Source organism: Streptomyces sp. NPDC051064, from assembly GCF_044455985.1.
Classification (GTDB): Bacteria; Actinomycetota; Actinomycetes; order Streptomycetales; family Streptomycetaceae; genus Streptomyces.
This window is the reverse complement of sequence record NZ_JBITFK010000012.1, coordinates 129855-154280: the sequence shown is the minus strand read 5'-3', so window position 1 is coordinate 154280 and position 24426 is coordinate 129855. Positions and strand designations below refer to the sequence as shown.

Annotated in this window: 30 protein-coding genes; 22 read left to right on the top strand and 8 right to left on the bottom strand. The window is 71.4% G+C overall.

Features of this window, described 5'->3' with window-relative positions:
- Positions 1–242 precede the first annotated feature (242 nt).
- The 8 genes from ACIBCU_RS34630 (at position 243) to ACIBCU_RS34595 (ending at position 5715) form a co-directional block, all read left to right on the top strand.
- On the top strand, positions 243–1181 hold the full coding sequence (locus ACIBCU_RS34630; RefSeq protein ID WP_399236358.1) for an alpha/beta hydrolase: 939 nt from the start codon (positions 243–245) through the stop codon (positions 1179–1181).
- Between the two features lie 41 nt (positions 1182–1222).
- The gene (locus tag ACIBCU_RS34625) at positions 1223–1477 is read left to right on the top strand and encodes a MoaD/ThiS family protein (RefSeq protein WP_104787757.1); all 255 of its coding nucleotides are present in this window, start codon (positions 1223–1225) and stop codon (positions 1475–1477) included.
- Between the two features lie 10 nt (positions 1478–1487).
- On the top strand, positions 1488–2759 hold the full coding sequence (locus tag ACIBCU_RS34620) for a hypothetical protein (RefSeq protein WP_399236356.1): 1272 nt from the start codon (positions 1488–1490) through the stop codon (positions 2757–2759).
- 153 nt (positions 2760–2912) lie between these two features.
- A complete protein-coding gene (locus ACIBCU_RS34615) occupies positions 2913–3608 on the top strand; it encodes a DUF2993 domain-containing protein (RefSeq protein WP_362932622.1) in 696 nt (231 codons plus the stop codon).
- A 248-nt stretch (positions 3609–3856) separates the two neighbouring features.
- Complete coding sequence (locus ACIBCU_RS34610) at positions 3857–3937, top strand: putative leader peptide (RefSeq protein WP_350310325.1); 81 nt, start codon at positions 3857–3859, stop codon at positions 3935–3937.
- Positions 3938–4089: 152 nt separating this feature from the next.
- Positions 4090–4929, top strand: coding sequence for a sulfurtransferase (locus tag ACIBCU_RS34605; RefSeq protein WP_099174180.1), 840 nt, complete (start codon positions 4090–4092; stop codon positions 4927–4929).
- Positions 4930–4977: 48 nt separating this feature from the next.
- Positions 4978–5265 carry a DUF1416 domain-containing protein gene (locus ACIBCU_RS34600; RefSeq protein WP_014154938.1) on the top strand — a complete coding sequence of 96 codons (288 nt, stop codon included), beginning with the start codon at positions 4978–4980 and terminating at the stop codon, positions 5263–5265.
- A 120-nt stretch (positions 5266–5385) separates the two neighbouring features.
- Positions 5386–5715, top strand: coding sequence for a DUF3099 domain-containing protein (locus tag ACIBCU_RS34595; RefSeq protein WP_399236353.1), 330 nt, complete (start codon positions 5386–5388; stop codon positions 5713–5715).
- A 40-nt stretch (positions 5716–5755) separates the two neighbouring features.
- On the opposite strand, the gene ACIBCU_RS34590 is transcribed toward ACIBCU_RS34595, so the two are convergent.
- Positions 5756–6118, bottom strand: coding sequence for a DsrE family protein (locus ACIBCU_RS34590; RefSeq protein WP_356708026.1), 363 nt, complete (start codon positions 6116–6118; stop codon positions 5756–5758).
- Between the two features lie 106 nt (positions 6119–6224).
- Between ACIBCU_RS34590 and ACIBCU_RS34585 the strand changes: the two genes are divergently transcribed.
- From ACIBCU_RS34585 to ACIBCU_RS34560, 6 genes are all read left to right on the top strand, one after another.
- Positions 6225–7061 carry a hypothetical protein gene (locus ACIBCU_RS34585; protein WP_399236351.1) on the top strand — a complete coding sequence of 279 codons (837 nt, stop codon included), beginning with the start codon at positions 6225–6227 and terminating at the stop codon, positions 7059–7061.
- Complete coding sequence (locus tag ACIBCU_RS34580; RefSeq protein ID WP_399236349.1) at positions 7058–7900, top strand: hypothetical protein; 843 nt, start codon at positions 7058–7060, stop codon at positions 7898–7900. Before ACIBCU_RS34585 ends, ACIBCU_RS34580 begins: the two co-directional genes overlap by 4 nt.
- Positions 7897–8790: a hypothetical protein gene (locus ACIBCU_RS34575; RefSeq protein ID WP_362932631.1), complete on the top strand. Its 894-nt coding sequence runs from the start codon at positions 7897–7899 to the stop codon at positions 8788–8790. Before ACIBCU_RS34580 ends, ACIBCU_RS34575 begins: the two co-directional genes overlap by 4 nt.
- A 256-nt stretch (positions 8791–9046) precedes the next feature.
- Positions 9047–9619: an FABP family protein gene (locus tag ACIBCU_RS34570; RefSeq protein ID WP_356708022.1), complete on the top strand. Its 573-nt coding sequence runs from the start codon at positions 9047–9049 to the stop codon at positions 9617–9619.
- 65 nt (positions 9620–9684) lie between these two features.
- Positions 9685–10137, top strand: coding sequence for a Fur family transcriptional regulator (locus ACIBCU_RS34565; protein ID WP_362932635.1), 453 nt, complete (start codon positions 9685–9687; stop codon positions 10135–10137).
- A 30-nt stretch (positions 10138–10167) separates the two neighbouring features.
- On the top strand, positions 10168–11133 hold the full coding sequence (locus ACIBCU_RS34560) for a folate-binding protein (protein ID WP_362932637.1): 966 nt from the start codon (positions 10168–10170) through the stop codon (positions 11131–11133).
- A gap of 18 nt (positions 11134–11151) precedes the next feature.
- Here the strand turns inward: ACIBCU_RS34560 and dtd are convergent, their stop codons facing one another.
- Positions 11152–11601, bottom strand: a complete 450-nt coding sequence (gene dtd, locus ACIBCU_RS34555; protein ID WP_399236345.1) for a D-aminoacyl-tRNA deacylase — start codon at positions 11599–11601, stop codon at positions 11152–11154.
- Positions 11602–11716: 115 nt separating this feature from the next.
- Between dtd and ACIBCU_RS34550 the strand changes: the two genes are divergently transcribed.
- The 3 genes from ACIBCU_RS34550 to ACIBCU_RS34540 all read left to right on the top strand — a co-directional run bounded on the left by ACIBCU_RS34550 (position 11717) and on the right by ACIBCU_RS34540 (position 14762).
- On the top strand, positions 11717–12397 hold the full coding sequence (locus ACIBCU_RS34550) for an ABC transporter substrate-binding protein (protein WP_362932639.1): 681 nt from the start codon (positions 11717–11719) through the stop codon (positions 12395–12397).
- A 52-nt stretch (positions 12398–12449) separates the two neighbouring features.
- A complete protein-coding gene (locus ACIBCU_RS34545; protein ID WP_362932641.1) occupies positions 12450–13427 on the top strand; it encodes an asparaginase in 978 nt (325 codons plus the stop codon).
- Between the two features lie 78 nt (positions 13428–13505).
- Complete coding sequence (locus ACIBCU_RS34540; protein ID WP_399236343.1) at positions 13506–14762, top strand: GNAT family N-acetyltransferase; 1257 nt, start codon at positions 13506–13508, stop codon at positions 14760–14762.
- Between the two features lie 233 nt (positions 14763–14995).
- On the opposite strand, the gene ACIBCU_RS34535 is transcribed toward ACIBCU_RS34540, so the two are convergent.
- Positions 14996–15160 carry a hypothetical protein gene (locus tag ACIBCU_RS34535; protein ID WP_362932645.1) on the bottom strand — a complete coding sequence of 55 codons (165 nt, stop codon included), beginning with the start codon at positions 15158–15160 and terminating at the stop codon, positions 14996–14998.
- A gap of 261 nt (positions 15161–15421) precedes the next feature.
- Here ACIBCU_RS34535 and ACIBCU_RS34530 point away from each other — a divergent pair, with 261 nt between their 5' ends.
- From ACIBCU_RS34530 to ACIBCU_RS34520, 3 genes are all read left to right on the top strand, one after another.
- A complete protein-coding gene (locus ACIBCU_RS34530) occupies positions 15422–16351 on the top strand; it encodes a GntR family transcriptional regulator (RefSeq protein ID WP_362932647.1) in 930 nt (309 codons plus the stop codon).
- Positions 16352–16362: 11 nt separating this feature from the next.
- Positions 16363–17172: an HAD family hydrolase gene (locus tag ACIBCU_RS34525; protein ID WP_399236340.1), complete on the top strand. Its 810-nt coding sequence runs from the start codon at positions 16363–16365 to the stop codon at positions 17170–17172.
- A 71-nt stretch (positions 17173–17243) separates the two neighbouring features.
- Complete coding sequence (locus tag ACIBCU_RS34520; RefSeq protein WP_399236337.1) at positions 17244–18323, top strand: phosphotransferase family protein; 1080 nt, start codon at positions 17244–17246, stop codon at positions 18321–18323.
- Here ACIBCU_RS34520 and ACIBCU_RS34515 read toward each other — a convergent pair.
- Both ACIBCU_RS34515 and ACIBCU_RS34510 read right to left on the bottom strand, forming a co-directional pair.
- Positions 18304–19077: an ABC transporter permease gene (locus tag ACIBCU_RS34515; protein WP_399236335.1), complete on the bottom strand. Its 774-nt coding sequence runs from the start codon at positions 19075–19077 to the stop codon at positions 18304–18306. The genes ACIBCU_RS34520 and ACIBCU_RS34515 overlap by 20 nt on opposite strands.
- Positions 19070–20038 (bottom strand): ATP-binding cassette domain-containing protein, encoded by a 969-nt coding sequence (locus tag ACIBCU_RS34510; protein WP_399236333.1) that lies wholly within the window; start codon positions 20036–20038, stop codon positions 19070–19072. The genes ACIBCU_RS34515 and ACIBCU_RS34510 overlap by 8 nt, the downstream gene beginning before the upstream one ends.
- A 98-nt stretch (positions 20039–20136) precedes the next feature.
- Here ACIBCU_RS34510 and ACIBCU_RS34505 point away from each other — a divergent pair, with 98 nt between their 5' ends.
- Both ACIBCU_RS34505 and ACIBCU_RS34500 read left to right on the top strand, forming a co-directional pair.
- Positions 20137–20910: a TetR/AcrR family transcriptional regulator C-terminal domain-containing protein gene (locus tag ACIBCU_RS34505; RefSeq protein ID WP_362932657.1), complete on the top strand. Its 774-nt coding sequence runs from the start codon at positions 20137–20139 to the stop codon at positions 20908–20910.
- Positions 20907–21551 (top strand): TetR/AcrR family transcriptional regulator, encoded by a 645-nt coding sequence (locus tag ACIBCU_RS34500; protein ID WP_399236331.1) that lies wholly within the window; start codon positions 20907–20909, stop codon positions 21549–21551. Before ACIBCU_RS34505 ends, ACIBCU_RS34500 begins: the two co-directional genes overlap by 4 nt.
- On the opposite strand, the gene ACIBCU_RS34495 is transcribed toward ACIBCU_RS34500, so the two are convergent.
- The 3 genes from ACIBCU_RS34495 to ACIBCU_RS34485 all read right to left on the bottom strand — a co-directional run bounded on the left by ACIBCU_RS34495 (position 21520) and on the right by ACIBCU_RS34485 (position 24418).
- Entirely contained in the window at positions 21520–22326 is an 807-nt protein-coding gene (locus ACIBCU_RS34495) for a phosphotransferase enzyme family protein (RefSeq protein ID WP_399236329.1), read from the bottom strand. The two genes, ACIBCU_RS34500 and ACIBCU_RS34495, sit on opposite strands and share 32 nt — an antisense overlap.
- Positions 22327–22526: 200 nt before the next feature.
- On the bottom strand, positions 22527–23015 hold the full coding sequence (locus tag ACIBCU_RS34490; RefSeq protein ID WP_399236326.1) for a TIGR03618 family F420-dependent PPOX class oxidoreductase: 489 nt from the start codon (positions 23013–23015) through the stop codon (positions 22527–22529).
- A 41-nt stretch (positions 23016–23056) separates the two neighbouring features.
- Positions 23057–24418, bottom strand: coding sequence for an MFS transporter (locus ACIBCU_RS34485; RefSeq protein ID WP_399236449.1), 1362 nt, complete (start codon positions 24416–24418; stop codon positions 23057–23059).
- Between the last annotated feature and the right edge of the window lie 8 nt (positions 24419–24426).

Sequence of the window (24426 nt, the reverse complement as noted above, 5' to 3'; positions counted from 1 at the left end):
CGTCGGTCCTCCTCGTTCCCTGCGAGAGGGGCACTCCCGGGTCGGACCCGGGGGAGTATGCGGCACTGCTTCGTACTCCCGTACGACCATTTCTCTCGACGGCCGTCATACGGTTTTTACTGTGCGGTCCCACACCCGGGGAACGCTGAGCTTGTGGAAACGCTGCCGTAACAACGCTCGGAAAGCACAAAAGGACCCGGGGGCTGCTTTGCCCGGATCCTCTTCGCAGCAGAATAGCCCACATGAGTTCTGTGTCCGAGGGTCGATTCCCGACTTCTTCTGTTCCCTCGATCACGCGGGCCCCCCGACGCACCACGTTGCTGACCGGTGACGGGGTCCGTATCGAGGCGGTGTACACCCCGTGTACGGCGGGTTCCGGGGCCGTCGGAGGCGATGGGCCCACAGGGACCGCCGTCGTCCTCGCGCACGGTTTCACCGGCTCCGTCGACCGGCCGGCCGTCCTGCGCGCAGCGGAGGTGTTCGCCCAGCGTGCGGCCGTGATCACGTTCTCCTTCCGGGGTCACGGAAAGTCCGGTGGGCGGTCCACGGTGGGTGACCGCGAGGTGCTGGACCTGGCGGCCGCGGTCGCCTGGGCACGGTCGCTGGGACACCGCCGCATCGTTACGGTCGGCTTCTCGATGGGCGGTTCCGTGGTGCTCCGCCACGCCGCTCTGTATACGGCGCCGGAAGCCGGTGAATCCGTGGACGAGGAATCGGGAACCGTCGGGGCCGAACGGGTGGACCGGCGCACTGGGGCGCACAAGGCGCAAGGGGAGCGCGCAGAGGCGCACACAGGCGCGCATACGGATGTGGTCGTCTCGGTGAGCGCGCCCGCTCGCTGGTACTACCGGGGTACGGCCCCGATGCGCCGCCTGCACTGGGTCGTCACCCGCCCCACGGGCCGGCTCGTCGGCCGCTACGGCTTCCGCACCCGGATCCACCGTGAGGACTGGAACCCCGTGCCGCTCTCGCCGGTGGAGGCCGTCCCGCTGATCACCGCGCCCCTGCTGATCGTGCACGGCGACCGGGACCCGTACTTCCCGGTCGACCACCCGAGGATGCTGGCAGGAGCCGCCGGCGACGGGGCGGAGCTCTGGCTGGAGCACGGGATGGGCCACGCGGAGAACGCCGCGGACGAGAAACTGCTGACCCGTATCGCCGACTGGACCGACTCGGCGTGATCCATGATGGACAGCCGACGTACGACGAAAGGGGTGCCGCCATGGCGGCGGGAACGATCCGCTACTGGGCCGCGGCCAAGGCCGCCGCAGGGACCGCGGAGGAGCCGTACACGGCGGACACGCTCGCCGAGGCGCTCGACGGTGTGCGCGAGCGGCACCCCGGTGAGCTGACGCGCGTGCTGCTGCGATGCTCGTTCCTGATCGACGGGAATCCTGTGGGGACCCGCGGTCATGAGACCGTACGGCTTGCCGAGGGCGGCACGGTCGAGGTGCTCCCGCCGTTCGCAGGAGGGTGAACCGCAGACCATGAGCAACAGCGATCAGCAGTATCCGTACGACCCGGGACACGGGCAGCAGCAGGGACAGCAGCCCTACGACCCGGCGTACGCGCAGCAGCCGTACGACCCGGCCTATGGGCAGCAGGACCAGCAGCCGGCGTACGGGCAGCAGCAGCCCGCCTACGGCCAGGAGCCGGCGCAGCCCGCCTACGGCCAGGAGCCCGTGCCGCCCGGGTTCGGCTCGCAGCAGCCCTACGGGCAGCAGCAGCCCTCCGCGTACCCGGAGCAGGGCGCGCCCCAGGTCCCGGCCGACCAGGGCGCGACCCAGACGTGGCAGGGGCAGACCTGGGACACCCAGTACCAGCCGACGATCCAGCGGCAGCACCAGACCGCGCCCGACCCCGCCCCCGCATCCGTGCAGGGCGCCCCGGGCGGTTACCCGCTGCCCCCCGAGGCCCCGGCGGCCCCGCCCGCCCCGTCGGCTCCGGCAGCCGCGCCCGCCGACGCCGGCTACAGCGCGCCCACCACCCTGGGCAACAGCCGGGTCACCGACGCCCAGCGGGCCCGGGCCGAGGGGCGTTCGCCGATCATCGCGCCGGGGATCCAGCCCGCCGCGATCACCGCGGGCCTCGGTCTGCTCCTCGCTCTCGGCGCCGCGATCGGTCCGTACGCCCTGCTCGTGCCCCTCGTCCTGCTCCAGGCCGTGACCGCGGCGGGGTGGTTCCGGCTCAACGGCATGTGGCCGGCCAGGCAGGGCATCGCGCTCGCGTTCGCCGGCGGTGTGGTGGCCGACGTCGTGCTGCTCGTGGCGGGCCGGAGCAACGCCCCGGCGGCCATCCTCGGCACGCTCGGCGTCTGGGTGCTGCTGACGATCGTCCTCCAGCTGCGCAGCCGGGCCGGGGCGGACGAGCGGATGTACGGCCTGACGGCCACCGTCGCGTCGGCCGCGCTCGCCGTGCTGGCCGCCGGGCACCTGGCGGCTGTCCCGGACGCGGTGACGGTGGGTGCCATCGCGGTCGCGGTGGCGGTGCTCGTCAGGGCCCTGCCACTGCCCGGACCGGTCTCGGTCGTCGTGGCGCTGCTCGCCGCGGCGGGTGCCGGCCTGGTCGCCGGAGCGTTCACGGACTTCGGCGCGCAGGCCGCGCTCCTCGGGTTCGCGGCCGGCGGCTGCGCGCTCATCGGCCTGCGGGTCGCGAGCTACGACTACCCGTCCCGTTTCGTGCACATGACGGCCGGGGTGGCGCTGCCGCTCACGGCCGCGGCTCCCGCCGTCTATCTGATCGGCCGTGCGATCGCCTGACAACCGGACGTTCCTGACGTTCCCTCACTCACACTGCCCGCGCCCGGGGAACCGGCGGGGCCGTCCGCTCGTCGATCACTCCGGGCGCGCCACACGGCGGCAGTAGGCTCACGCCCGCGGGGTCAGGCCGGTCCGAGTGGGGGAACAACAGGCATGCGAGCACTGCGAATACTGCTGATCATCGCCGTGGTGCTGGGTGGCGTCTTCGTCGCCGTGGACCGTGCCGCCGTGCATTTCGCCGAGTCGGAGGCCGAGGGGCGGATCACCTTCGCCGGCGCCGAGGCCGGTTCGACCAGGGTCTCGATCAAGGGCTTCCCCTTCCTGACCCAGGCGGCCAGGTCGGAGTTCGACCGTGTCGACGTCACGGTCAGGGACGTCCAGGCCGGAGCGGCCGGGCGGGAGATACGGATCGGAGAGATCCAGGCCCAGCTGCACCAGCTGAAGGTGGGCGACGGTTACACCAGCGCGACGGCCTCCCGCGCCACCGGGACGGCCTACCTGTCGTACAAGGCCCTCACCGAGGCGGCCGACGACGGCGTCACGGTCGCCTACGGGGGCGACGGCAAGGTCAAGGTCACCGGCTCGGTGCAGATCCCGCTGCTGGGCCGGACGGTCACGCGCAGCGTGCTCTCCACGGTCACCCTGGTCGACGGGGACACCGTCAGGGTGCACGCCGACGAGGTCCCGGGTGAGGGGATCCCCGGCCTGGAGGGCCTGGTCAGGAAGAAGACCGACTTCGAGCGCAGGATCGCCGGGCTGCCCGACGGCCTGAAGATGGAGAAGATCGAGGTGGCGCCGGGCGGCCTGGAGATCTCGATGACCGGCGCCGACATCCGGCTCGCCGGATGACGACACGGCACGGGCGCCACGGGTGACTCCCGGCCGGGCTGGGTAGGGGTCCCCGAAGGCTGCCCGGACGGCCGATCCAGATAGTGAGACATGCTCGTCCGTTCCGCAGATGACCGCCGCCCGACGGCCCGCCCGTTCCCGGCCGCCGAGGGCCTCCACCCCGCTTGCGTCTCGCATCACGGACGATCGTGTCTCATCATCCGACACGACGGTGACATCTCCGGCCGTACCTCCCTACGATCGGACGCATGAAGCGACAGGCGGACCTCACGAAGCGGCGGGCAGTAGACCTGTGCCGCGTCGCCGCCATGCTCTGTCGCACCTTCTGAGCGGGACCCTCTCCCGTTTTCCCCCGGCCCTTCGACCACGTCAGGGCCGAACCCGTGCCTTCCGTACGCGTTCCGCTCCAAGCACCTGCGCGTACACCTCGCACTCCGCACACCGCACCACCCCGCCGCAGACTGCCCCGGAGGAGAAACACATGAGCCGCGCAGACGTTCTGGTCGACGCCGACTGGGTCGAGGCCCACATCGACGACCCGCAGGTCGCCATCGTCGAGGTCGACGAGGACACCTCGGCGTACGAGAAGAACCACATCAAGAACGCGATCCGGATCGACTGGACCAAGGACCTCCAGGACCCGGTCCGCCGTGACTTCGTCGACCAGGCCGGCTTCGAGAAGCTCCTGTCCGAGAAGGGCATCGGCAACGACACGCTGGTCGTGCTCTACGGCGGCAACAACAACTGGTTCGCCTCGTACGCGTACTGGTACTTCAAGCTGTACGGCCACGAGAACGTCAAGCTGCTGGACGGCGGCCGCAAGAAGTGGGAGCTCGACTCCCGCGACCTGACCGACGCCGTCCCGACGCGCCCGGCCACCCAGTACAAGGCCAAGGCCCAGGACGAGTCGATCCGCGCCTACCGCGACGACGTCGTGAAGGCCATCGGCAGCCAGAACCTCGTCGACGTGCGTTCGCCCGACGAGTTCAGCGGCAAGCTGCTCGCCCCGGCGCACCTCCCGCAGGAGCAGTCGCAGCGTCCCGGCCACGTGCCGAGCGCCCGCAACATCCCGTGGTCGAAGAACGCCAACGACGACGGCACGTTCAAGTCGGACGACGAGCTGAAGGCCCTCTACGAGGACGAGCAGGTGGACCTGGCCAAGGACACCATCGCGTACTGCCGCATCGGTGAGCGCTCCGCGCTCACCTGGTTCGTCCTGCACGAGCTGCTCGGCCAGGAGAACGTCAAGAACTACGACGGTTCGTGGACCGAGTACGGCTCCCTCGTGGGCGTGCCGATCGAGCTCGGCGCCAACAAGTAATTCCGCAGGACCCGATCAGCAGGACCCCGACCAGAAGGACAGAACACCATGTGTGGAGCACAGGCCGGCGGCCCCGACGCTTCGACGATCAAGCCGGGCGAGACGACCATCCAGGGCAGCGTGACCCGCGACGGCGAGCCCGTCACCGGCTACGTCCGTCTGCTGGACTCGACCGGTGAGTTCACCGCCGAGGTCCCGACCTCGGCGACCGGACAGTTCCGCTTCTACGCGGCCGAGGGAACCTGGACGCTCCGCGCCCTGGTTCCGGGCGGCACCGCCGACCGCACGGTCGTGGCGCAGACCGGTGGCCTCGCCGAGGTCGCCATCGCCGTGTAGTTCACGCGCGCATACGGCCGGAGGGCCGCACCCCAGGGGGTTGGACGCCACCTGAACAGGGGTGCGGCCCTTCGTGCCGTCCGCGTTCGCATCCGCGCCGAAGAGCTCTACGCTGGAGATATGTACGCCCGGCGCAGGCGCGTCTATTTTCTGATGATGGGCGGATGCCTCTTCCTCTTCGTCTCCGCCTGGGCCTTCGTGCGTCTGTGGTCCGTCCCGGCTGCCGTCGCGATGTGCGTGGTCGCCATGGTCATACCGCCCGTCGCCGCGATCGTCGCCAACCGCAGGGGACCCGAGGACCGTTGGTGGGACGACCCCTCCCGCGCCTCCCGGCCTCCTGACCCCCCTACCCGCGGCGACCCGCCCCGTTCGCCACGGGAGCAGCGCACGGGTGACCGGGTCTCGGACGAGTGGTGGGACGAGCTGGACGGCAGGGACCACCGCCGCTAGGCCGTGTCCGCGGAGTGCCGCCCGGCCCGCCGCCCGGCGATCAGTAGACGAGGGCCTGGGTGCCGTCCGCCATGGCCTCCTGCACGAAGACCTGGGCGCCGGCGATCCGTACGCCCTCCAGGACGTCCTTCTCCGTGATGTCGCGCCGCGCCGCGCACTGCGTGCAGAGCGTGATCCCGCCGCCCGCCAGGATCGAGTCGATCAGATCGGGCAACGGCGCGGAGTGCGGCAGTTCGAATTCGGCGGCGCGCCCCGGCAGGGCGAACCAGGCGGACTCGCCGGTCAGCCACAGCGAGACCTCGACCCCGCTGGCGACGGCCACGGCCGCCACGGTGAAGGCCTGCGAGCAGCGCTCGGCGGCATCGGCTCCGGCGGTCACCTTGATCACGAGCTTCTTCGGCATGTACCGAACTGTAATCCTCGGCCGGGCAACCTCTCCTGTGACCTGTGGGTCAGTTGTGTGCGCAGGTAATGGAACCCGCGCCTCAGGTCTCTTGGGGGGGACCCTTTTGGAACCGAACGACACCATTTCCGGCCCGGCGGCCGCGGAGTCGCAGGCTGTCCCGGCCGAGTCGCCTGCCGTCCTTGCCGAGCAGCCCGCAGCCTCGCGACGGCCGCGTCCACGGGGCCGTACGGCCCTGCTGATCGCCGCGGCCGCCCTGCTCGGCATCTCCGGTGGCACGGCGGTCGGCTACGGAATCCAGGCCGAGCGGCCTCCGACGCCGCTGCCCGCGCTGTCCCAGGCGGAGCTGGCCTACCCGGCGAAGGCGCTTCCGGCGGACAAGGTCCCGGCCCCGCTGCCCGCCTCGCAGGACCGGCAGGTCAAGACGGACGGCGATCTGCGCAAGCTGCTGCTCGACCGCCCTGCGGGGTGGAGCGAGAACAAGGACGCGGACTGGCTGCACGACGAATGGATGGCCGTGGGTGAACTCGCGCGCGACTTCAAGGAGGAGGACTACATGTTCGAGTACTTCCTGGAGTCCGACATCCGCCGCATTGCCGGTGCCTCGTGGGTGAAGGGTGCGGACCGTGAGGCCGAGATCCGGCTCGTCCAGTTCTCCTCCGGGGTGGGCGCGTCCGCCGCTGATTTCGCCGGTGGCCAGCGCTCGTACATGGGGGACCCGGATGAGGGTGCGGGCAACGAGGGTGATCCGGTCAAGGGGAGCGGCGAGGGCCGCTACTACCTCTACGAGGTGGACCGGGAGCCCGGTTACGAGCCGTTCTATCGGGCCAGAGCCGTCATGAACCGCGGCGACATCATGATCGAGATCAATCTGTTCGACAGCCGGCCGATCAGCAAGAAGGACATCCGGACGCTGGCCGAGCAGCAGTTGGAGCGCCTGTGAACGACATGAACCGGCCCGGCCCGTCCGAGGCGGCCCCGCTCCCCGAACCGGCCGGCGCCCCGGAGGCGCCCGGCACGCAGGCTCCTGCCGCAGGACCCGGACGGGCCCGGCGGATCCTGCTCACCGCGCTCCCGTTCGTGCTGGTGCTCGGAGCGGTCGGCGGCGCGGCGGCGTACACGAAGATCACCGTCGACGGCGCCGACCGCAGCGTGGAGACCACCATCTGGAAGGTGTCCGACCGCAAGCCCGGCAAGGATCCCGCGCGTGACACGAGCCGGGGAAGGACGGACACCGCGCTCAGCAAGCTGATGCTGCCCGTGCCCGAGGGCTACCGGCTCGGCCCGGACGACGGGGAGAACGGCAACGACGACGAGGTGGACGGCGAGCAGGCCGTCGCCGCGATGAAGGAGTCGAACCGCGGGCTGGCGGGCAAGGAGCGCCGGGCGTACGACAAGCGGATCGACAAGCTCCGTGTGCAGGGCATCGCCTTCCGTTCGTACATCACCCAGGAGGACGACCTGGAGGTGCACGCCGCGATCGTGCGGATGAAGGACAAGAAGTCCGTACGGGACTTCTACACCTTCCAGACGGGACTGTTCGACGCCCTCGGGATCTTCCGCGAGGGCCCGAAGGTCAAGGGCCACACCCGGAAGGCGGCCTGCTACCTGCAGCCCAAGGACAGCGACAGCGACATCGAGGACATGGTGTGCGCGGCCTACGACGGTGAGCTGAGCATCAGCTACTCGGCATCGGGCATCAAGCCCGTCGACAAGGCGGCCGTCGCCGAGCTTCTGAAGGACCAGCTGGACCACATCGCGTCCCCGGGGGAGTACGTATGACCGAGCAGACGGCCGAACCCACCGAGGCGGCCGCTCCCGCACCGGCCCCCCTTCCCGGGGCGACCCTGCCCCCGGTCCCGCAGGACCCGCCGCGGATCCCCGCGGAGGACCCCGCGCCCGCGGCGCCCCGCCCGCCGCGCCGCGCCCTGCGGGCGGCCCTCCGGTGGACGGCCGCCGTGCTGGTGCTCGGCGGGCTCGGCACGGGCACGGCCGCCGGCATCACGGCGATGGACCGCACCGACGTGCCGGGTCTCGCGACCCGGGACGACGGGCGCTGGGACTACCCGGCGCTGAGCCTGCCGGCCCTGCCTGCCGGTGCGCCCCGACCCTTCACCGACTTCAACGCGGCGGAGGTCCACCACGCGGACCTGCGACGCCTGCTGCTGCCCGCGCCGGCCGGGGCCACCGTGGACAAGAAGCTCGACGGCGGCTGGGTGGACATCGCTCGTTACGTCGCCGAGTACGGCAAGGACGACCGGGCCGAGCTGACCGAGCAGCTCGAGAACTCCGCCCTGCGGCACATAGCGGCCCGTGGCTGGACCATGCCGGACGGCACCTCGTCCCGGGTCTATCTGCTCCAGTTCAACTCGGTGGCCTACTCCACCGAGTTCCAGGACGACCTCTTCGACGACGGCTCCCTGCCGCTTCCCCTCGCAGGGATGGCCGAGCCCGCCTTCGACGAGGGGTGGAGCGCCACCGACGGAGCGGAATTCACCACGGCGCACGTGTACTCCGAGCCCGAGCCCCACGGGGCCGAGCAGGTCCGCCACGCGTATGTGCTGGCCGGGGACACCGTCGCCCTTGTAGTCCACGCGCGGAAGGGAGAGGCCGGCACGGAGGCCGTTCCGTTCCACCAGACCGTCGTCCTGCAGAACCAGCTGCTGGGGTGAGCTGCCGCGCCCGGGAAACCCCGGGCCGCCGCGCCGGGCCCCCACCCATTAGGCTGGGGGCCCGGCCGCCTGCTGCCGTCATGTCGTTCGTTCCGAGGAGCTCCCGTGCTTGAGGCTTTCTTCTCCGCCCTGCTGGTCCTGGTCTGCGTCGGCGTGCTCGCCTTCGCCGCCGTGACCGTGAAGAAGCTGTACCAGGGCCAGCGCTGACCCTCGCCGAACACTTTCCGTACACCCTCACAGATCGTCTGAGCCGCTCATGATCGAGATTCCGTCCGACCTTCACCCGGACCTCGTGCCGCTGGCCTTCCTCCTCGGTAACTGGGCGGGTGCGGGCGTCTCCGACTTCCCCGGTGCCGAGAAGTGCAACTTCGGCCAGGAGGTCACCTTCAGCCACGACGGCCGTGACTTCCTCGAGTACGTCTCGCACTCCTGGGTGCTGGACGCCGAGGGCAAGCAGGTCAAGCCGCTCGAGTCCGAGTCCGGCTACTGGCGCATCGACAAGGACCGCAAGGTCGAGATCGTCATGGTCCGGGACCAGGGCGTCGTCGAGGTCTGGTACGGCGAGCTCGCGAAGCAGAAGCCGCAGATCGACATCGTCACCGACGCGGTGGCCCGCACCGCGGCCTCCGGCCCGTACAGCGGCGGCAAGCGTCTCTACGGCTATGTGAACAGCGACCTGATGTGGGTCGGCGAGAAGTCCACCCCCGATGTGGAGCTGCGGCCGTACATGTCGGCGCACCTGAAGAAGGTCGTCACCCCGGAGGAGGTCGCCGCCATGGCGAAGAGCCTCGGGGACATGCCGGACGACGGCATCGCGTTCTTCAAGTAGGCCCTGTCGGGGCCGTGGAGCGCCGGTCCGGCGGGCCGGCGCTCGCTCCGCCCTACACTGGGCACGTGGTGAGCACCGACTGGAAGACCGATCTTCGGCAGCGTGGCTACCGGCTGACGCCTCAGCGTCAGCTCGTCCTGGAGGCCGTGGACAAGCTGGAGCACGCGACGCCCGACGACATCCTCTGCGAGGTGCGCAGGACGGCGTCGGGCGTGAACATCTCCACCGTCTACCGGACCCTGGAGCTCCTCGAGGAGCTCGGGCTGGTCAGCCATGCCCACCTCGGGCACGGCTCCCCGACGTACCACCTCGCGGACCGCCACCACCACATCCACCTGGTCTGCCGCGACTGCACGGACGTCATCGAGGCCGATGTCGACGTGGTCGCCGACTTCACGGCGAAGCTGCGGGACACGTTCGGCTTCGAGACCGACATGAAGCACTTCGCGATCTTCGGACGCTGTGCCGACTGCGCGGCGAAGGCCGGTGGGCCGGAAGAACCCGGCAGCGCCCGTTAGCCAGGGGCGCGGGGGTCGTACGCTGGTCGCATGAAGAGCCCCTTGCTGTCCCTGCCCGGCGCCGTCCCCGCCGAGGGGCGCGACGAAGGCGTCGCCGCGCACTACGGCGACCTGTTCCGTGAACAACGCGCACTCGCCGACGGCAGCGGCCTCGTCGACCTCTCGCACCGCGGGGTCGTCACGGTCACCGGTGACGACCGGCTGGCCTGGCTGCACCTGCTCCTCACCCAGCACGTCAGCGACCTCGCGCCGAACCAGGCGACGGAGGCGCTGATCCTCTCCGCCAACGGGCACATCGAGCACGCCCTCTATCTGGTCGACGACGGCACGACGGTGTGGATGCACGCCGAGCCGGAGACCCAGGGCGAGCTGATCGCGTACCTGGAGTCGATGAAGTTCTTCTACCGGGTCGAGGTCGCCGACCGGACCGAGGACATCGCCGTCGTGCACCTTCCGGCCGGCTCCATCGCCGAGGTCCCGGACGGTGCCGCCGTACGGGAGACGGCGCACGGCCGCGACATCTTCCTGCCCAGGGCCGACCTGGAGGCGTACGCCGCCGAGCACGGCCCGGTGGCCGGGATCCTGGCGTACGAGGCGCTTCGCGTCGAGGCGCACCGCCCGCGCCTGAACTTCGAGACCGACCACCGCACCATCCCGCACGAGCTGGGCTGGATCGGCAGTGCCGTGCATCTGCAGAAGGGCTGCTACCGGGGCCAGGAGACGGTCGCCCGTGTCCACAACCTGGGGAAGCCGCCGCGCCGCCTCGTCTTCCTGCACCTCGACGGCAGCGAGGTCCATCTGCCGGGCCACGGGACGCCGGTCAGGCTCGCCGCCGACGGCCAGGAGGGCCGCCAGCTCGGCTTCATCACCACCTCGGCCCGCCACCACGAGCTGGGGCCGATCGCCCTGGCGCTGGTGAAGCGGAACGTCGCGGTGGACGCGGAGCTGATCGCGGGTGACACCGCGGCGGCCCAGGAGACGGTCGTCGAGCCGTAGGGCGGGCCGGAGCGCCCGCTACACCTCGACGAGCACGGTGAACGGGCCGTGGTTCGTGAGCGAGACGCGCATGTCCGCCCCGAACCGGCCCGTCTCCACCTGCGCCCCGAGGGCGCGCAGCTGTGCCACCACCTCGTCGACCAGCGGCTCGGCGACCTCGCCCGGCGCGGCGGCGTTCCACGTGGGCCGGCGGCCCTTCCTGGCGTCCCCGTAGAGAGTGAACTGCGAAATGACCAAAAGCGGTGCATTCACGTCCGAGCAGGACTTCTCGCCCTCCAGGATCCGCAGGGTCCACAGCTTGCGGGCGAGCTGCGCCGCCTTCTCCGCGGTGTCGCCGTGAGTGACCCCCACCAGCACACACAGGCCCTCGCCGACGATCTCGCCGACCGTTCCGGTCCCCGACGGATCGTCCGCGGCGCCCGCCACGGTGACGCTCGCGCCGTACACCCTCTGTATCACTGCACGCATACAGACCAACCTATCTTGGGCTGAACGGGTACAGAGCACCTGCGTGAACACCGTGCGTAGTGGCACCATGCACGGTGTCGGTGTGCCGACGCACCGGTCGAGGGGACGGAACATCATGACGACACAGGGAACCGGGCCATCACCCGGTGCCGTACCAGGGACACGTACAGCTGCCGGCCTGCGGCCGCCGGTGCAGCGGACCGGTACCGCGCCGCCCGGCCAGCTGCCCGCCCCACCGCTCGTACAGCTGCCGGGAGCGGTGTCCGTGCCCGGGCAGGCCGGGGGCGGTGCGGTCGAAGGACTGGCCTCCGTACGCCCGCAGCCCGAATTCGGGGGGCTGCGGCTGACGGAGCTGCGCTCCCTGCGCCGTGACGCCCAGCGAGACGAGGCGGACCTCAGCTACGTACGCCGTCTGGTCCAGGGCCGGATCGACATCCTGCGTGCCGAGCTCGCCCGCCGGGTGGACCCCGAGTCGCCCGTCGTGGACCGGCTCTCGGAGATCCTCGCCGACACCCCCTCCGTCCACCGCTCCTCGGCCCGGCACGTCACCCTCACCACGCCGCGCAGCGACGAGTACCGCCAGCTGGCGGCGGACACGCTCGCGGAGGTCGAGCTCTCCGACCTCGACGCCCGGACGGACGAGGAGCTCCTCACCGCCATGGGGCGGCTCGTGCGCTACGAGCAGCAGGTGTCCCGGCGCCGTCACCGGCTCCAGCGGACGGTCGACGATTGCAGCGCGGAGATCGCCCGCAGGTACCGTGACGGGGAAGCACAAGTAGAGGACCTGCTCGCCTGAGGTGACCCTTCGGGGGGCGGGTCACGCCCGTCCCCGGAAGGCCACCAGCCCCATGAGCTCCTCCATAGCCTCGTACGCGTCCTCGTCGCCCGTGCCCCCGGTCCTGGCCGAGGTGGTGCGGTCCGGCTTCACCGAGGGCCACCACAGGGGGTCGCTGGTCGTCCTGGCCGCGGACGGGAGCGTGGAGCTCGCGCTCGGCGACCCGGCGGCCCCGGTCTTCCCGCGCTCGTCCAACAAGCCGATGCAGGCCGCCGCGATCCTCCGGGCCGGTCTCGACCTCTCCGGGGAGCGGCTGGCGCTGGCGGCCGCGAGCCATTCGGGCGAGGCCTTCCACCTCGACCTGGTGCGCACGATGCTCGCCGAGCACGGGCTGAAGCCGGCCGACCTCCGGACGCCGCCCGATCTGCCCCTGGACCCCGTCGAGGCGGAGGAGTACCTCGCCGCCGGGGGTGTGCGTGAGCCGCTCACCATGAACTGCTCCGGCAAGCACGCGGCGATGCTCGCCGTCTGCGTACGCAACGGGTGGGACACCGCGACGTATCTCGACCCGGCCCACCCGCTGCAGCGGCTGGTCGGCGAGGTCGTCGCGGAGGCGGCGGGCGAGCCCGTCGCGTCGATCGGCACGGACGGCTGCGGGGCCCCGCTGATGGCGATCGGGCTGGTGGGCCTGGCCCGCGCGTTCCGGGCGTTCGTGCTGGCGGAGCCGGGCACGGCGGAGCGCCGGGTCGCGGACGCGATGCGGGCGCACCCCGAGTACGTCGCGGGCACGCGTCGGCCGGACACCTGGCTGATGCGGGAGGTGCCGGGCACGCTCTCCAAGATGGGCGCGGAGGCGGTCCAGGCGGTGGCCCTCCCGGACGGCAGGGCCCTGGCCTTCAAGATCGACGACGGCTCCACCCGCGCGCTGGGCCCGGTGCTGGCCCGCGCCCTCGGCCTGCTGGGCGTCGACGCCCCCGTGGTGTCCCGCATCGGGCGGGCACCGCTGCTGGGCGGCGGCGCCGAGGTCGGCGAGATCCGCGCGGCGTTCTGAGCGAGGGTTCCGGGTGGCGGCGGGGGCGGCCGGAAAAGCGGGCGACATCGCGAACGCGTTGTGCCTAGCGTGGGCCGCATGAGCCTTGATCCGCGTACCGTCGCCGAAGCCGAATACCCCCACTGGCTGCGCGCCGTGGGGACCGGGTTCCTCCGGGCGTCGGCCTCGGTGCCGGCGGAGGAGGAGGTCGCGGTGCGCCTGGCCCACACCGATCTCTCCCGTGTCCAGGGGGTGTTCGACGCCGGACGCTGTGTCGCCACCTTCGCCTCGTTCGCGCAGGAGCTGACCGTCGTGGGTGGCGCGAAGGTGCGGGCCGACGCGGTCACGGGCGTGACGGTGACCCCGACGCACCGCCGGCGCGGGCTGCTCAGCCGGATGATGGCCACGGACCTGGCGGCGGCGAAGGAGCGCGGCGACGTGGTCGCCTCGCTGATCGCCGCCGAGTACCCGATCTACGGGCGGTACGGATTCGGGCCGGCCTCCTGGACCGCCGAGTGGGAGATCGACGTCCCCCGCGCGGGTCTGGACCCGCGCGGCCGGGTCCCCTCCGAGGCGGACGGCGGCCGGATCGAGCTGGTGGACGGCGCGGATGTACGCAAGCTGGGCCCCGAACTCCACGGCCGTCTCGCCGGGCGGCAGCACGGCGTGGTCTCCCGGGACGAGCGCTGGTGGCAGCGCAGCACGGGCGTGGACGTCCCGGCGTCCGACAAGTGGACGGAGCCGTTCTACGCGGTGTACCGGTCGGCGGACGGGGAGACGGACGGGCTGATGGCCTACCGCGCCGACGACAGGTGGGGCGACCGGAAGCAGCCGCTCAACACGGCGACGGTGGTCGGCATGATCGCGACGACCCCGGCGGCGGAGCGCGCCCTGTGGCACTTCGTCTGCTCCATCGACTGGATCACCACGGTCCGTTCGGGCTACCGCGCGCCCGACGACCTGCTCCCGCTCCTCCTCCCGGACCCGCGCGCCGCCCGCGTCGTGACCCAGGCGGACTGGCTGTGGCTGCGCGTCCTGGACGTCCCCCGTGCCCTGGAGGCACGTACGTACGCGACCGAGGGCTCCCTGGTCCTGGACATCCGGGACGGAGCGGGCCTGACGGGCGGCCGTTTCCTGCTGGAGGCGTCACCGTACGGCGCCTTGTGCGCCCCTACGGCACGGGACGCCGACCTCACGCTGGACGTGGCGGAGCTGGCCACGCTCTACCTGGGCGACGAGTCGCCGGTGCGGCTGGCGGCGCTGGGCCGGCTCGACGAGCACCGGGCGGGCGCGGCGGCGACGGCGGACGCGGTGTTCCGGACGCCACGGCGGGCGTGGTGTCCGGACGTGTTCTGAGGCTTCACCGGGCGTCTGCGGGCGTCAGCTCCTGAGGAAAGTGACGTCCCGCAGGCCGAGCCGCGTGAGGAGGTCGTCGAGGTCGTCGGCGAAGGTGTCGAAGTCGTAGATCGGCAAGATGTACCTCTCGGGTCTGTGGCAGGCCGGATCCCTTCTCGGGTTGCAGGGCTCTCCGCCGGGAGCAGCACGGCCCGGACCTGTTTCGCGGGCGTGGACCGCCGGCGAAACAGGACTCAGTCGCCCGGCGCGAACAACAGGGCCAGGACGAGTGCTCCGGCACAGGCGAAGTTCGCGTTGCCGACCTTGAGGCCGACGCTCAGCAGCGTGACACCGACGGTGCCCATGACGCCGTACTTCCACTGAATGATCTGCTCGAGGCCCAGGGTGAACAGGGGCATGGCGGTCACTCCTTCCCAGGTGCGGGATCGGCGCGGATGCGCGCCTCTGGGTGGGGGGAGACCGGCGACTTTGCGCGACGCTGCGCATAAACCGAACAACTGCCGTACAAGTCCCCCGTTGACTTGTCGTACTTATTCCCTGGGTAAGACAGGTCGCAAACTTGTCTGGTTATTTGGTTAGTTGTGGGTTCCGTGAAGACGGAGGGCGGCTGTCGTGCGTGGCATCTGACCTTGTCAACCCGGAAGTTGTAGGGTTGCAGCGTGACAAGTCATGGTTCCGCCCCGCGTGATGCCAAGTTCCAATACCTATGGGTCGCCGACGAGTTGCGCAAGGAGATCAACAGCGGGGCCCATGAGCCCGGTGAGCGTCTCGCGACGCAGGAGGAGCTGGCTACGCGCTTCGGCGTGTCCCGGACGACGGTCAATCAGGCGCTGTCCCTGCTGCGCAAGGAAGAGCTGATCATCACCCGGCAGGGGAGCGGGTCCTTCGTGGCGCCCGAGCCCGGGGAGCCGCGGCATGTGCCCGCCCCTTCCAGGAGCCCGGAGGGGGATGTGTGGGCCGTCGTCTCGGAGCGCGTACCACCTGTCCTGCTCAAGCCGTATCTGGTGGAGGCGTTCGAGGCCAACGTGGTCAAGCTGGACGTCTTCTCGATGACGACGGAGTCGCTCGCCGCCCGGGTCGTCGACCAGAAGGACCGCATCGTCGCCGGAGAGGCGGGCCGGCCCCGCAGCATCACCGCGCGACTGCTGCTCCCGAACACCGAGTCGAAGGCGCTGGCGATCCCCAGGCAGGTGTCGGGGGAGGACGACCCCCGGGTGCGCCAGCGGCTCGGCGGGATCCTGCGCAGCCATGTGACGATGCTCCGCTCCGCGCTGTACGAACTCCGCCGGCTCAAGCTGGTGGACGAGGTCTCGGTGCAGGTGCGGATGGTCCCCTTCGCACCCCAGATGAAGCTGTACATCCTGAACAACCGTGTGGTGCTCCAGGGCTTCTACATCCCGGAGGAGGGCACCGCGACCCTGGAGGACGGCGAAGAGGTGGCGACGTACGACGCGTACGGCACCGGGGCCACGCTGTATCCCTTCCGGGCATCCGCCGACTCCACTCCCGAGCAGGCCGGGGTGGTGCGGGCGGCACGGAAGTTCTTCGACGCCACCTGGGACAACCTGGCCACGAAGGTGACGTTCTGACCGTGCACGGCATGACAACCCCTGTGACGGCCACTGCGAGCGGGGCCGACGACGTGAGTTCCGGTCGCGACGCCGATGGCACGGAAGCGGACGCGGCCGCACTCCTCTCGGCGGCGCACTGCGTCCTCTTCGACTTCGACGGCCCCCTGTGCGATCTGTTCGCCGGCCGCCCGGCCGCCGGGGTGGCGGCACGACTGGCCGAGGCCCTGCGCGTGTTCGGCTGCGACCCCGAGGTGCTGGCCGCCGGCACGGACGACCCGCTGGCCTTGTTGCAGAGAATCGCCAAGCACTACGGGGACGGCCCCGCGACGGATCACGCCGAGCGCTGCCTCACGGCGGAGGAGGCCGAGGCGGCCGACAGCGCCACACCGACGAAGCACGCCCTGGAGCTGATCGGCGCCCTGGATACCGGTGGCTGGAGGCAGGCCGTCACGACCAACAACTCGCCCGGTGCGGTGGCCCGTTTCCTCCGCCGGCACGGCTCGGCCGTCCTGGCGGACGAGCACATTCACGGCCGTACGTCCGATCCCGCGCTGCTCAAGCCCGATCCCCACTGCCTGGTCCGCGCCCTGGAATCCACCGGCACCGCCGCTGCGGCGGCCGTGATGCTCGGGGATTCCCCCGCGGACTGCCTGGCCGCGAAGGCGGTCGGTGTACCGTTCATTGGCTATGCGGTGAATGAGCGCAAGCGCCGGGCGCTCGAGGACGTAGGGGCTCGGTGCTCGGTGCGCTCGCTGTGGGGCCTCTTCGAAACGGCCCGGCAGCGCGTGCAGTTGAAGGAGCCGGGAGTGGGGCCGCTGCCGGTCGGTCTCCGCGGGTAGAAGCAGGCTCTGCCCGGACGGATTCACGGTCGGCGGTCACTCGCGGCCCTTCACGGTCGAGGGAGCATGCGGTGACAGTCGACACCACGACGGACGTGCGCGGAGATCTGAGGGACCGCCCCGGCGCGCTGTACGACGGGACGCCGATCGAGGGCCCGTACAGAGGTCACTACCGCGAGACGTACGTCTTCGCGCTGCCGGACAGGCCGCTGCGCTGCAAGGTGCACGAGCCGCGCTCGGAGCTGTTCCGCTTCGACCGCACGTGCTTCCTCTCCGAGGACAGTCTGCTGCTGGAGCTGCGGGGCCGGGTGAGCCGGATACCCGAGATCGTCGTCCTCGACGAGCACGTCCTGCTGCAGGGGTTCATCGAGGGGCGGACCCTCGGCGGCGGCCTGCCGGGTGCGCTGTCCCCGCGCCATGCCGGGCAACTCGCCGGGCTCTTCGGGGAGCTGGTGGCCCTCGACGCCGGTTCCATAGGTGCGCGGCGGCACTGCGACCCGGCCGGCCACCCGGCCGACGGGGACGCCGGGGCCTTCCTGGACAGCCTGATCACCTTCACCGAGCAGCAGGTCCACCGGCGCCACCTCGACCGCTTCGGCTCGCTGTTCCATGAACTCGGCGTGGGCGAGGGGGCGCTGGACGCCATGAGGAGCCGGGCGAGGCGCCTGACGGGCCGGCCGTTCTCACTGCTCCACGGCGACCTGCACCGGCTGAACCTCATCGTGGACGCGGCGGACGACCTCTGGACCATCGACTGGGAACTGTCCATGATCGGTGATCCTCTGTACGACCTCGCCACGCATCTGCACCTGATGCGGTACCCGGCCGGGCAGGCCCGGCGCATCGCCCGCCTCTGGGCCGCGACGGTGGAAGGTGTACGCCCCGAGTGCGCGAAGGGGTGGCGCGGCGATCTGGAGATCCTCCTGGCGTACAAGCGTCTCCAGTCCGTCTACACGGACGTGATCCGTGGTGCCATCGCGCTGGAGCAGCCGGGGCCCGCGCTGGAGCGGCTCCCCGTGACCGCGCACCGGGTCCGTGAGGTGCTGGCGCGGGCCAGGGCGCCCCTCGGTCTCGCCTCCCTGCCGTCCCTGCGCGAGGTCATGGGCGCCTACGACCGCTGGCTCCGGGGCGTCACCGCGTCCGCGCCCTGAAGAGCACCCCCGACAGGGACACGGCCACCAGCAGGATCCCCGCCGCCCACGCGAGCGCGGTCCAGGGGGCGTTGCCGACGGGCTGGTCCAGGAGGAGGCCGCGGAGGGACTCGATGGCCGGGGTGACCGGCTGGTTGTCGGCGAAGCCGTGGAGCCAGCCCGGCATGCTGTCGACCGGGACGAACGCGCTGCTCGGGTACGGGAGGAACGACATGAAGAAGGTGAAGCCGCCGGCTGCCTCCGGTGTGCGGGCGAGCAGGCCGATCGCCGCCGAGATCCAGGACAGCGCCACGATGTAGGCGAGGAGCACGGCGGCGACGGCGAGCCAGCCCGCGGCGGTGGCGGCCGGGCGGAAGCCGATGAGCAGGGCCACGGCGAACACCAGCGTGGTGGAGACCAGATTGCGTACCGTGCTCGCCACGACGTGGCCGGCCAGCACCGGCGTGCCGCCGATGTCCATGGAGCGGAAGCGGTCGATGATGCCGCCCTTCATGTCCTCGCTCACCGCCACGGCGGTGGTGGCCGAGCCGAAGCCGGCGCAGAGGAACAGGACGCCGGGGACGACGTACATGACGTACGAGTCGTAGTCCGCCCCCGTGTCGATCGCCCCGCCGAAGAAGTAGACGAAGATCAGCATCAGCATGATCGGCAGCATCATCGAGGTGATGACGGCGTCGATGTTGCGGCGGCTGATGAGCAGGCTGCGGCCGGTCATGACCGTGGCGTGGGTCAGGGCTCCGGGTGCGTCAGACATGGGCGGGTGCCTCCGTCTTCTCGGCGGTGAGGGCGAGGAACACGTCGTCGAGGGTCGCGCCGTGTACGGAGAAGCGGTCGACGTCGGTGCGGTGCGGGTCGATCTCGTCGAGCAGGGCGCGGGCGTGGGCGGCGGTGCCGTCCGTGGGGATGCCCAGCGTGAGGGTCTCGGGCGAGTGGTGGACGGCGCGGGTCGCGAGCCGCAGGTAGGCCTCACGGCTGCTGAGGACGAGGTCCAGACGGTGTCCTGCGACCCGTGACTTCAGGTCCTCCGGGCTGCCTTCGGCGACGCTGCCGCCCTGGTGGAGCACGGTGATGCGGTCGGCGAGCTGGTCCGCCTCCTCCAGGTACTGGGTGGTGAGCAGCACTGCGGCGCCCCGGCCGGCGAGGTCGCGGACCACCTGCCAGAGCTCGCGGCGGCTGCGCGGGTCGAGGCCGGTGGTGGGCTCGTCGAGGAAGAAGACGCCGGGCTCGGGCGAGCCCACCAGCCCCGCCGCCAGGTCCAGGCGGCGCCGCATCCCCCCGGAGTACGTACGGGCCTGCCGGCGGGCCGCGTCGGTGAGGTCGAAGCGTACGAGGAGTTCCTCGGCGCGGCGCCGGGCCCGGCTGCGGGGCAGACCGGACAGCCGCGCCATCATCCGCAGGTTCTCCTCGCCGGTCAGCGTCTCGTCCACGGCGGCGAACTGCCCGGTCAGGCTGATGGCGCGGCGCACCCGGGCCCGGTCGGTGACGACGTCGTGGCCGGCGACGCGCGCCGTGCCGGAGTCGGCGGTGGTGAGGGTGGCGAGGATCCGCACGGTGGTGGTCTTGCCCGCGCCGTTGGGGCCGAGCAGTGCGTGGATCCCGGCGCGGGCGACCCGGAGGCCGACGCCGTCCAGGACCCGGACCCGGGCTCCCGGTTTTCCGTAGGACTTGGTCAGGCCGTGCGCCTCGATCATGACGTCGTTCATGGCCGTGGACATGATGATCCCCCTTCTGCGTATGGCATACGCGTTACTGCGTAAGCATTACGCAAACTTAGGATGGTGGCAAGCCAGTACTGGGGAAGGCGGCTTTCGTGGTGACGGAGAACAGCAGCGCGTCGGGCGGCACGGGCCTGCCGGCCAGCATCGAGGCCGCGTGGGGGCTGCGCGACCGGCCGGTCAAGGGACCGAAGCCGGGCCTGACGCTGGACCGCATCGTCGCCGCGGCCGTGGAGGTGGCGGCGGCGGAGGGGCTCTCGGCCGTCTCCATGGGCCGGGTCGCCAAGGAACTGGGCGCCTCCACGATGTCGCTCTACCGCTACGTCTCCGCCAAGGAGGAGCTCTACGTCCTCATGCAGGAGGCGGTCATGGGCGTCCCCGAGCCGCTGCCCGCGCTGGAGGAGGGGGCGGGCTGGCGGGAGGCGATCGGCCAGTGGGCGTGGGCCCAGCGCCGGATGTTCGGGCGCAACCTGTGGTCCCTGCGCATCCCGATCTCGGGTCCGCCGGCCAGCCCCCGTTCGGTCGCCTGGTGGGAGCAGGGCCTCCAGGCGCTGGAGGACAGCGGACTGGCCGAGGGCGACAAGATCTCGGTCATCCTCCTCATCTCGGGCTTCGTGCGGAACGAGGCCCTGCTGATGAGCGAGCTCGCCGCCGCCGTCGAGGCGAAGGGTGTCTCGCCACTGGAGGTGATGGGGCAGTGGGAGCGGACGGTGCAGCGGCTCGTCGACCCCGTCCGCCATCCGGCGCTGTCCAGGCTGCTGGCCACCGACGTCCTGAGCGAACCGGACGAACCCGACTACGAGTTCGTGTTCGGTCTCGAACGGATCCTCGACGGTGTCGAGGCGCTCATCGAGAAGGGCGCACCGTCATGAGCGCCGAGAAGATCAGCCTGCGGGAGCGGAAGAAGCGGCTGACCTACGAGGCCGTCTCCGAGGCCGCGATCTCGATGTTCCTCGAACGGGGCTTCGACAAGGTCTCGGTGGCCGAGGTGGCGGCGGCGGCCGACATCTCGAAGCCGACGCTGTTCCGCTACTTCCCCGCCAAGGAGGACCTGGTCCTGCACCGGTTTTCCGACCACGAGGACGAGGCCGCCCGCGTCGTCGACGGCCGGCCGGCCGGCACCTCCCCCCTGGACGCGCTGCGCCACCACTTCCTCGACGGACTGGAACGCCGGGACCCGGTGACCGGGCTCTGCGATCACCCGAACGTGCTGGCCTTCCACCGGCTGCTCTACGGGACCCCGTCGCTCGTCGCCCGCCTGTACGCCTACCAGGGGCGCTCCGAGGCCGCGCTCGCCCGCGCCCTCGACCCCGGCACCCCGGTGGCGGCGCGGCTCGCGGCGGGCCAGATCATCGCCGTACTGCGGATCCTGGCCGAGGAGAACTGGCGGCGGATCGACGCGGGGGAGAGCACCGGCCAGGTGTACGCGGACGCGGTGGAGGCCGCCGGCCTGGCCTTCGCACAGCTGGAGAACGGGCTGCTCATGCCCCGTCCCGGAGAAGCCCTTCGGTGAACACGGCGCGGTGCGCGGCCAGCCACGCCTGGTGGCGGTCCCAGCCCTCCCAGCCGCCGCGTGCCGCCAGGGCGCGCACATATAGGGGGTCACCGTCGCGTACCCGCCGCTCGGTGAAGGCGCGGGCCGCCGCCGCGGCCTGCTCGATCGCCGGGAGGAGAGCGGCGCGGTCCTCGGCCGTCAGGCCGTAGCCGTCGGCGAGGACGCGGAGCCGGTGCGCCGTGCCGGGATCCTCCGCGGACATCGGCACCCAGTAGCGCGCGGCTGTCGCGACGTCCCAGAGCGGACGGCCGGGAGCGGCGAGGTCGAAGTCGATGAGGGCGGCGGCGCGGCCCTCGCGGAAGACCACGTTCTCCGGACAGACGTCGTTGTGGCAGAGGATCAGGACGGTGTCCGGCAACGACGCGGCTTCCGGGTCGGCCAGTCCGGCCGGCCACGGGACGGTGCGGTCCACGGGCAGAGCGGCGGACGCCCGGTGCAGCCGCCGCAGCAGTACGCCGACCGAGCGCAGCGCCTCGTCCGTGAGCGACCAGGGCGGGAAGGGCGGGAGCGGCACATCCCCGGGGACGTAGCCGAGCCGCTCGCGGAGGCCGTCACCGCTCGTCCCCAGGGGTGTGGGGGCGCCGTCGAAGCCGGCGGCGGCCAGCGCCCTCAGGTGCGTGTGGAGTGCGGGGGTGTGCGGCTGGGCCGGTCGTTCGACCGTGTCCCCCCGGCGGACGACGGCGCCCGGATGGGTCATGCCGCCGTGCAGTACTTCGCCCTCGTCCTCGCTCATGCCTCTCCCGGAGTGATGCCGAACGGCCCGTGCAGATCGGCCGGTTCGCGGAAATGTACGCCGGTCATGCCGAGCGCGACGGCCGCGTCGACGTTCTCCCGGCTGTCGTCCCCGCTCCAGTGCGGCCAGGTGCGTCACGTCGTAGAAGCGGACCACGTTGTCGAGGTCGCACAGCACGGCGTCGTACGCCAGGTCGTGCGTCACCGCTCGGCCTTCTCCGTCACGTCCAGGGCCGCTCCGTACAGCCTCGACACCCGGAGCCTGATCACCACGCGGTGCTCGGCCACGGCCTGCTCCAGGAAGGCCCGTTCGTCTGCGGGGTCGTCGAAATCCGGTGCCAGGGAGAGGAGTTCGCGTCCGACGGCGTCTCCGGCGGCCACGGTCGGCTCCGACACCTCCGCCAGCCCCTCGGCCACGGCGAACGACCAGACGTCGCCGCCCTCGACGTGCAGGGAGGCATGAGGGTCCCGCCGCAGGACGCGGGTCTTGAGGCGGCCCTCGGTGGAGGAGACGCGCAGGACGCGCTCGTCGGCGTCCCAGCGGTACAGCACGGTCGACAGGTGCGGATGACCTGTGGAACGGACCGCTGCGAGTACTCCGAACTGCTGCTCCTGGAGGATCCGGGAGAGCGCCCGGTCGGTGAGGGTGCGGGGCGCGGGTCCGCTCTTCGTCTCGTCGGTGGTGTTCACGGTGCGTACCTTTCAGGGTTCGGGGCTCGGAGTCCGGTGCTTCAGGGGCGGGTTGTCGCGGAGCCGGCGGGCCGCAGGACGAGGAACGCCACGGCGAGGGCGGCGACGAGCAGTCCGGTGCCGACGGTGAACGCGAGCTGGTAGCCGCCGGTCAGCGCCTCGGCCCGGCGGTGGCCTTCGCCGAGCAGCCGGTCGGTCCGGGACGCCGCCAGTGTGGTCAGCACCGCGACGCCGATGGCCATGCCGATCTGCTGGGTGGTGTTGAAGACGCCGGAGGCGAGCCCGGCGTCGTCCTTGCCGGCACCGGACATTCCGAGGGACGTCAGTGCGGGCAGCGCCAGGCCGAAGCCGGCCGCGAGGAGCATCACGGGGAGCACGTCGGTGACGTACCGCGCGTCCACGGGGATCCGGGTGAGGAACCCGAGAGCGCCGATCAGCAGGACGATGCCGGTCAGCAGCACGGCGCGCTCGCCGAACCGGGCGTTCAGCCGGGCCGAGACGCCGAGGGAGACGCCGCCGATGACGACGGCGGCGGGGAGCATGGCGAAACCGGTCTCGGCGGCGCCGTAGCCGAGGACGTGTCGCAGGTGCAGCGCGACGATGATCTGGAACGAGGACAGCGCGGCCACCATGAGGACCTGCACCAGATTGGCCCCGGCGACACTGCGGGAACGCAGAATCCTCAGGGGCAGGAGCGGGGTCCGGGCGGTGGCCTGGCGTACGACGAACGCTCCGAGCAGCGCGAGCGCGACCGCCCCGAGTCCGAGGGTGGGCGCGGAGATCCAGCCGTACTCCTCGGCCTTGACCACCGTGTAGATCCCCAGCATCAGGCCCGCCGTCACGAGGGCGGCCCCGATGACGTCGGCGCCGGCGGCGAGCCCGGGGCCACGGTCGGCGGGCAGGACCCGGCGGGCGACCAGGAGGGCCGCCACACCGATCGGCAGGTTGATGAAGAAGATCCAGTGCCAGCTGAGTGCATCGGTGAGAATTCCGCCGAGCACCTGCCCGATGGACGCGCCCGCGGCGCCGGTGAACGAGAACACGGCGATGGCCCTGGCCCGTTCGCGGGGTTCGCCGAACAGGGTGATGAGGATGCCCAGCCCGACGGCGGAGGCCATCGCGCTGCCGACCCCCTGGAGGAAGCGGGCGGCGATGAGCATCGCCGGGGTCGTGGCCGCACCGGCCAGCAGGGAGGCGACGGTGAAGACGGCGGTGCCGGCCAGGAACACGCGGGTGCGGCCGATCAGGTCGCCGATCCGGCCCGCGAGCAGGAGCAGGCTGCCGAAGGCGATCAGGTAGGCGTTGACCACCCAGCTGAGGCCGGCGGAGGTGAACCCCAGGTCGCGCTGGATGGTGGGCATGGCCACGGTGACGATCGAGCCGTCGAGGGTGAGCGTGAGCATCCCCGCGG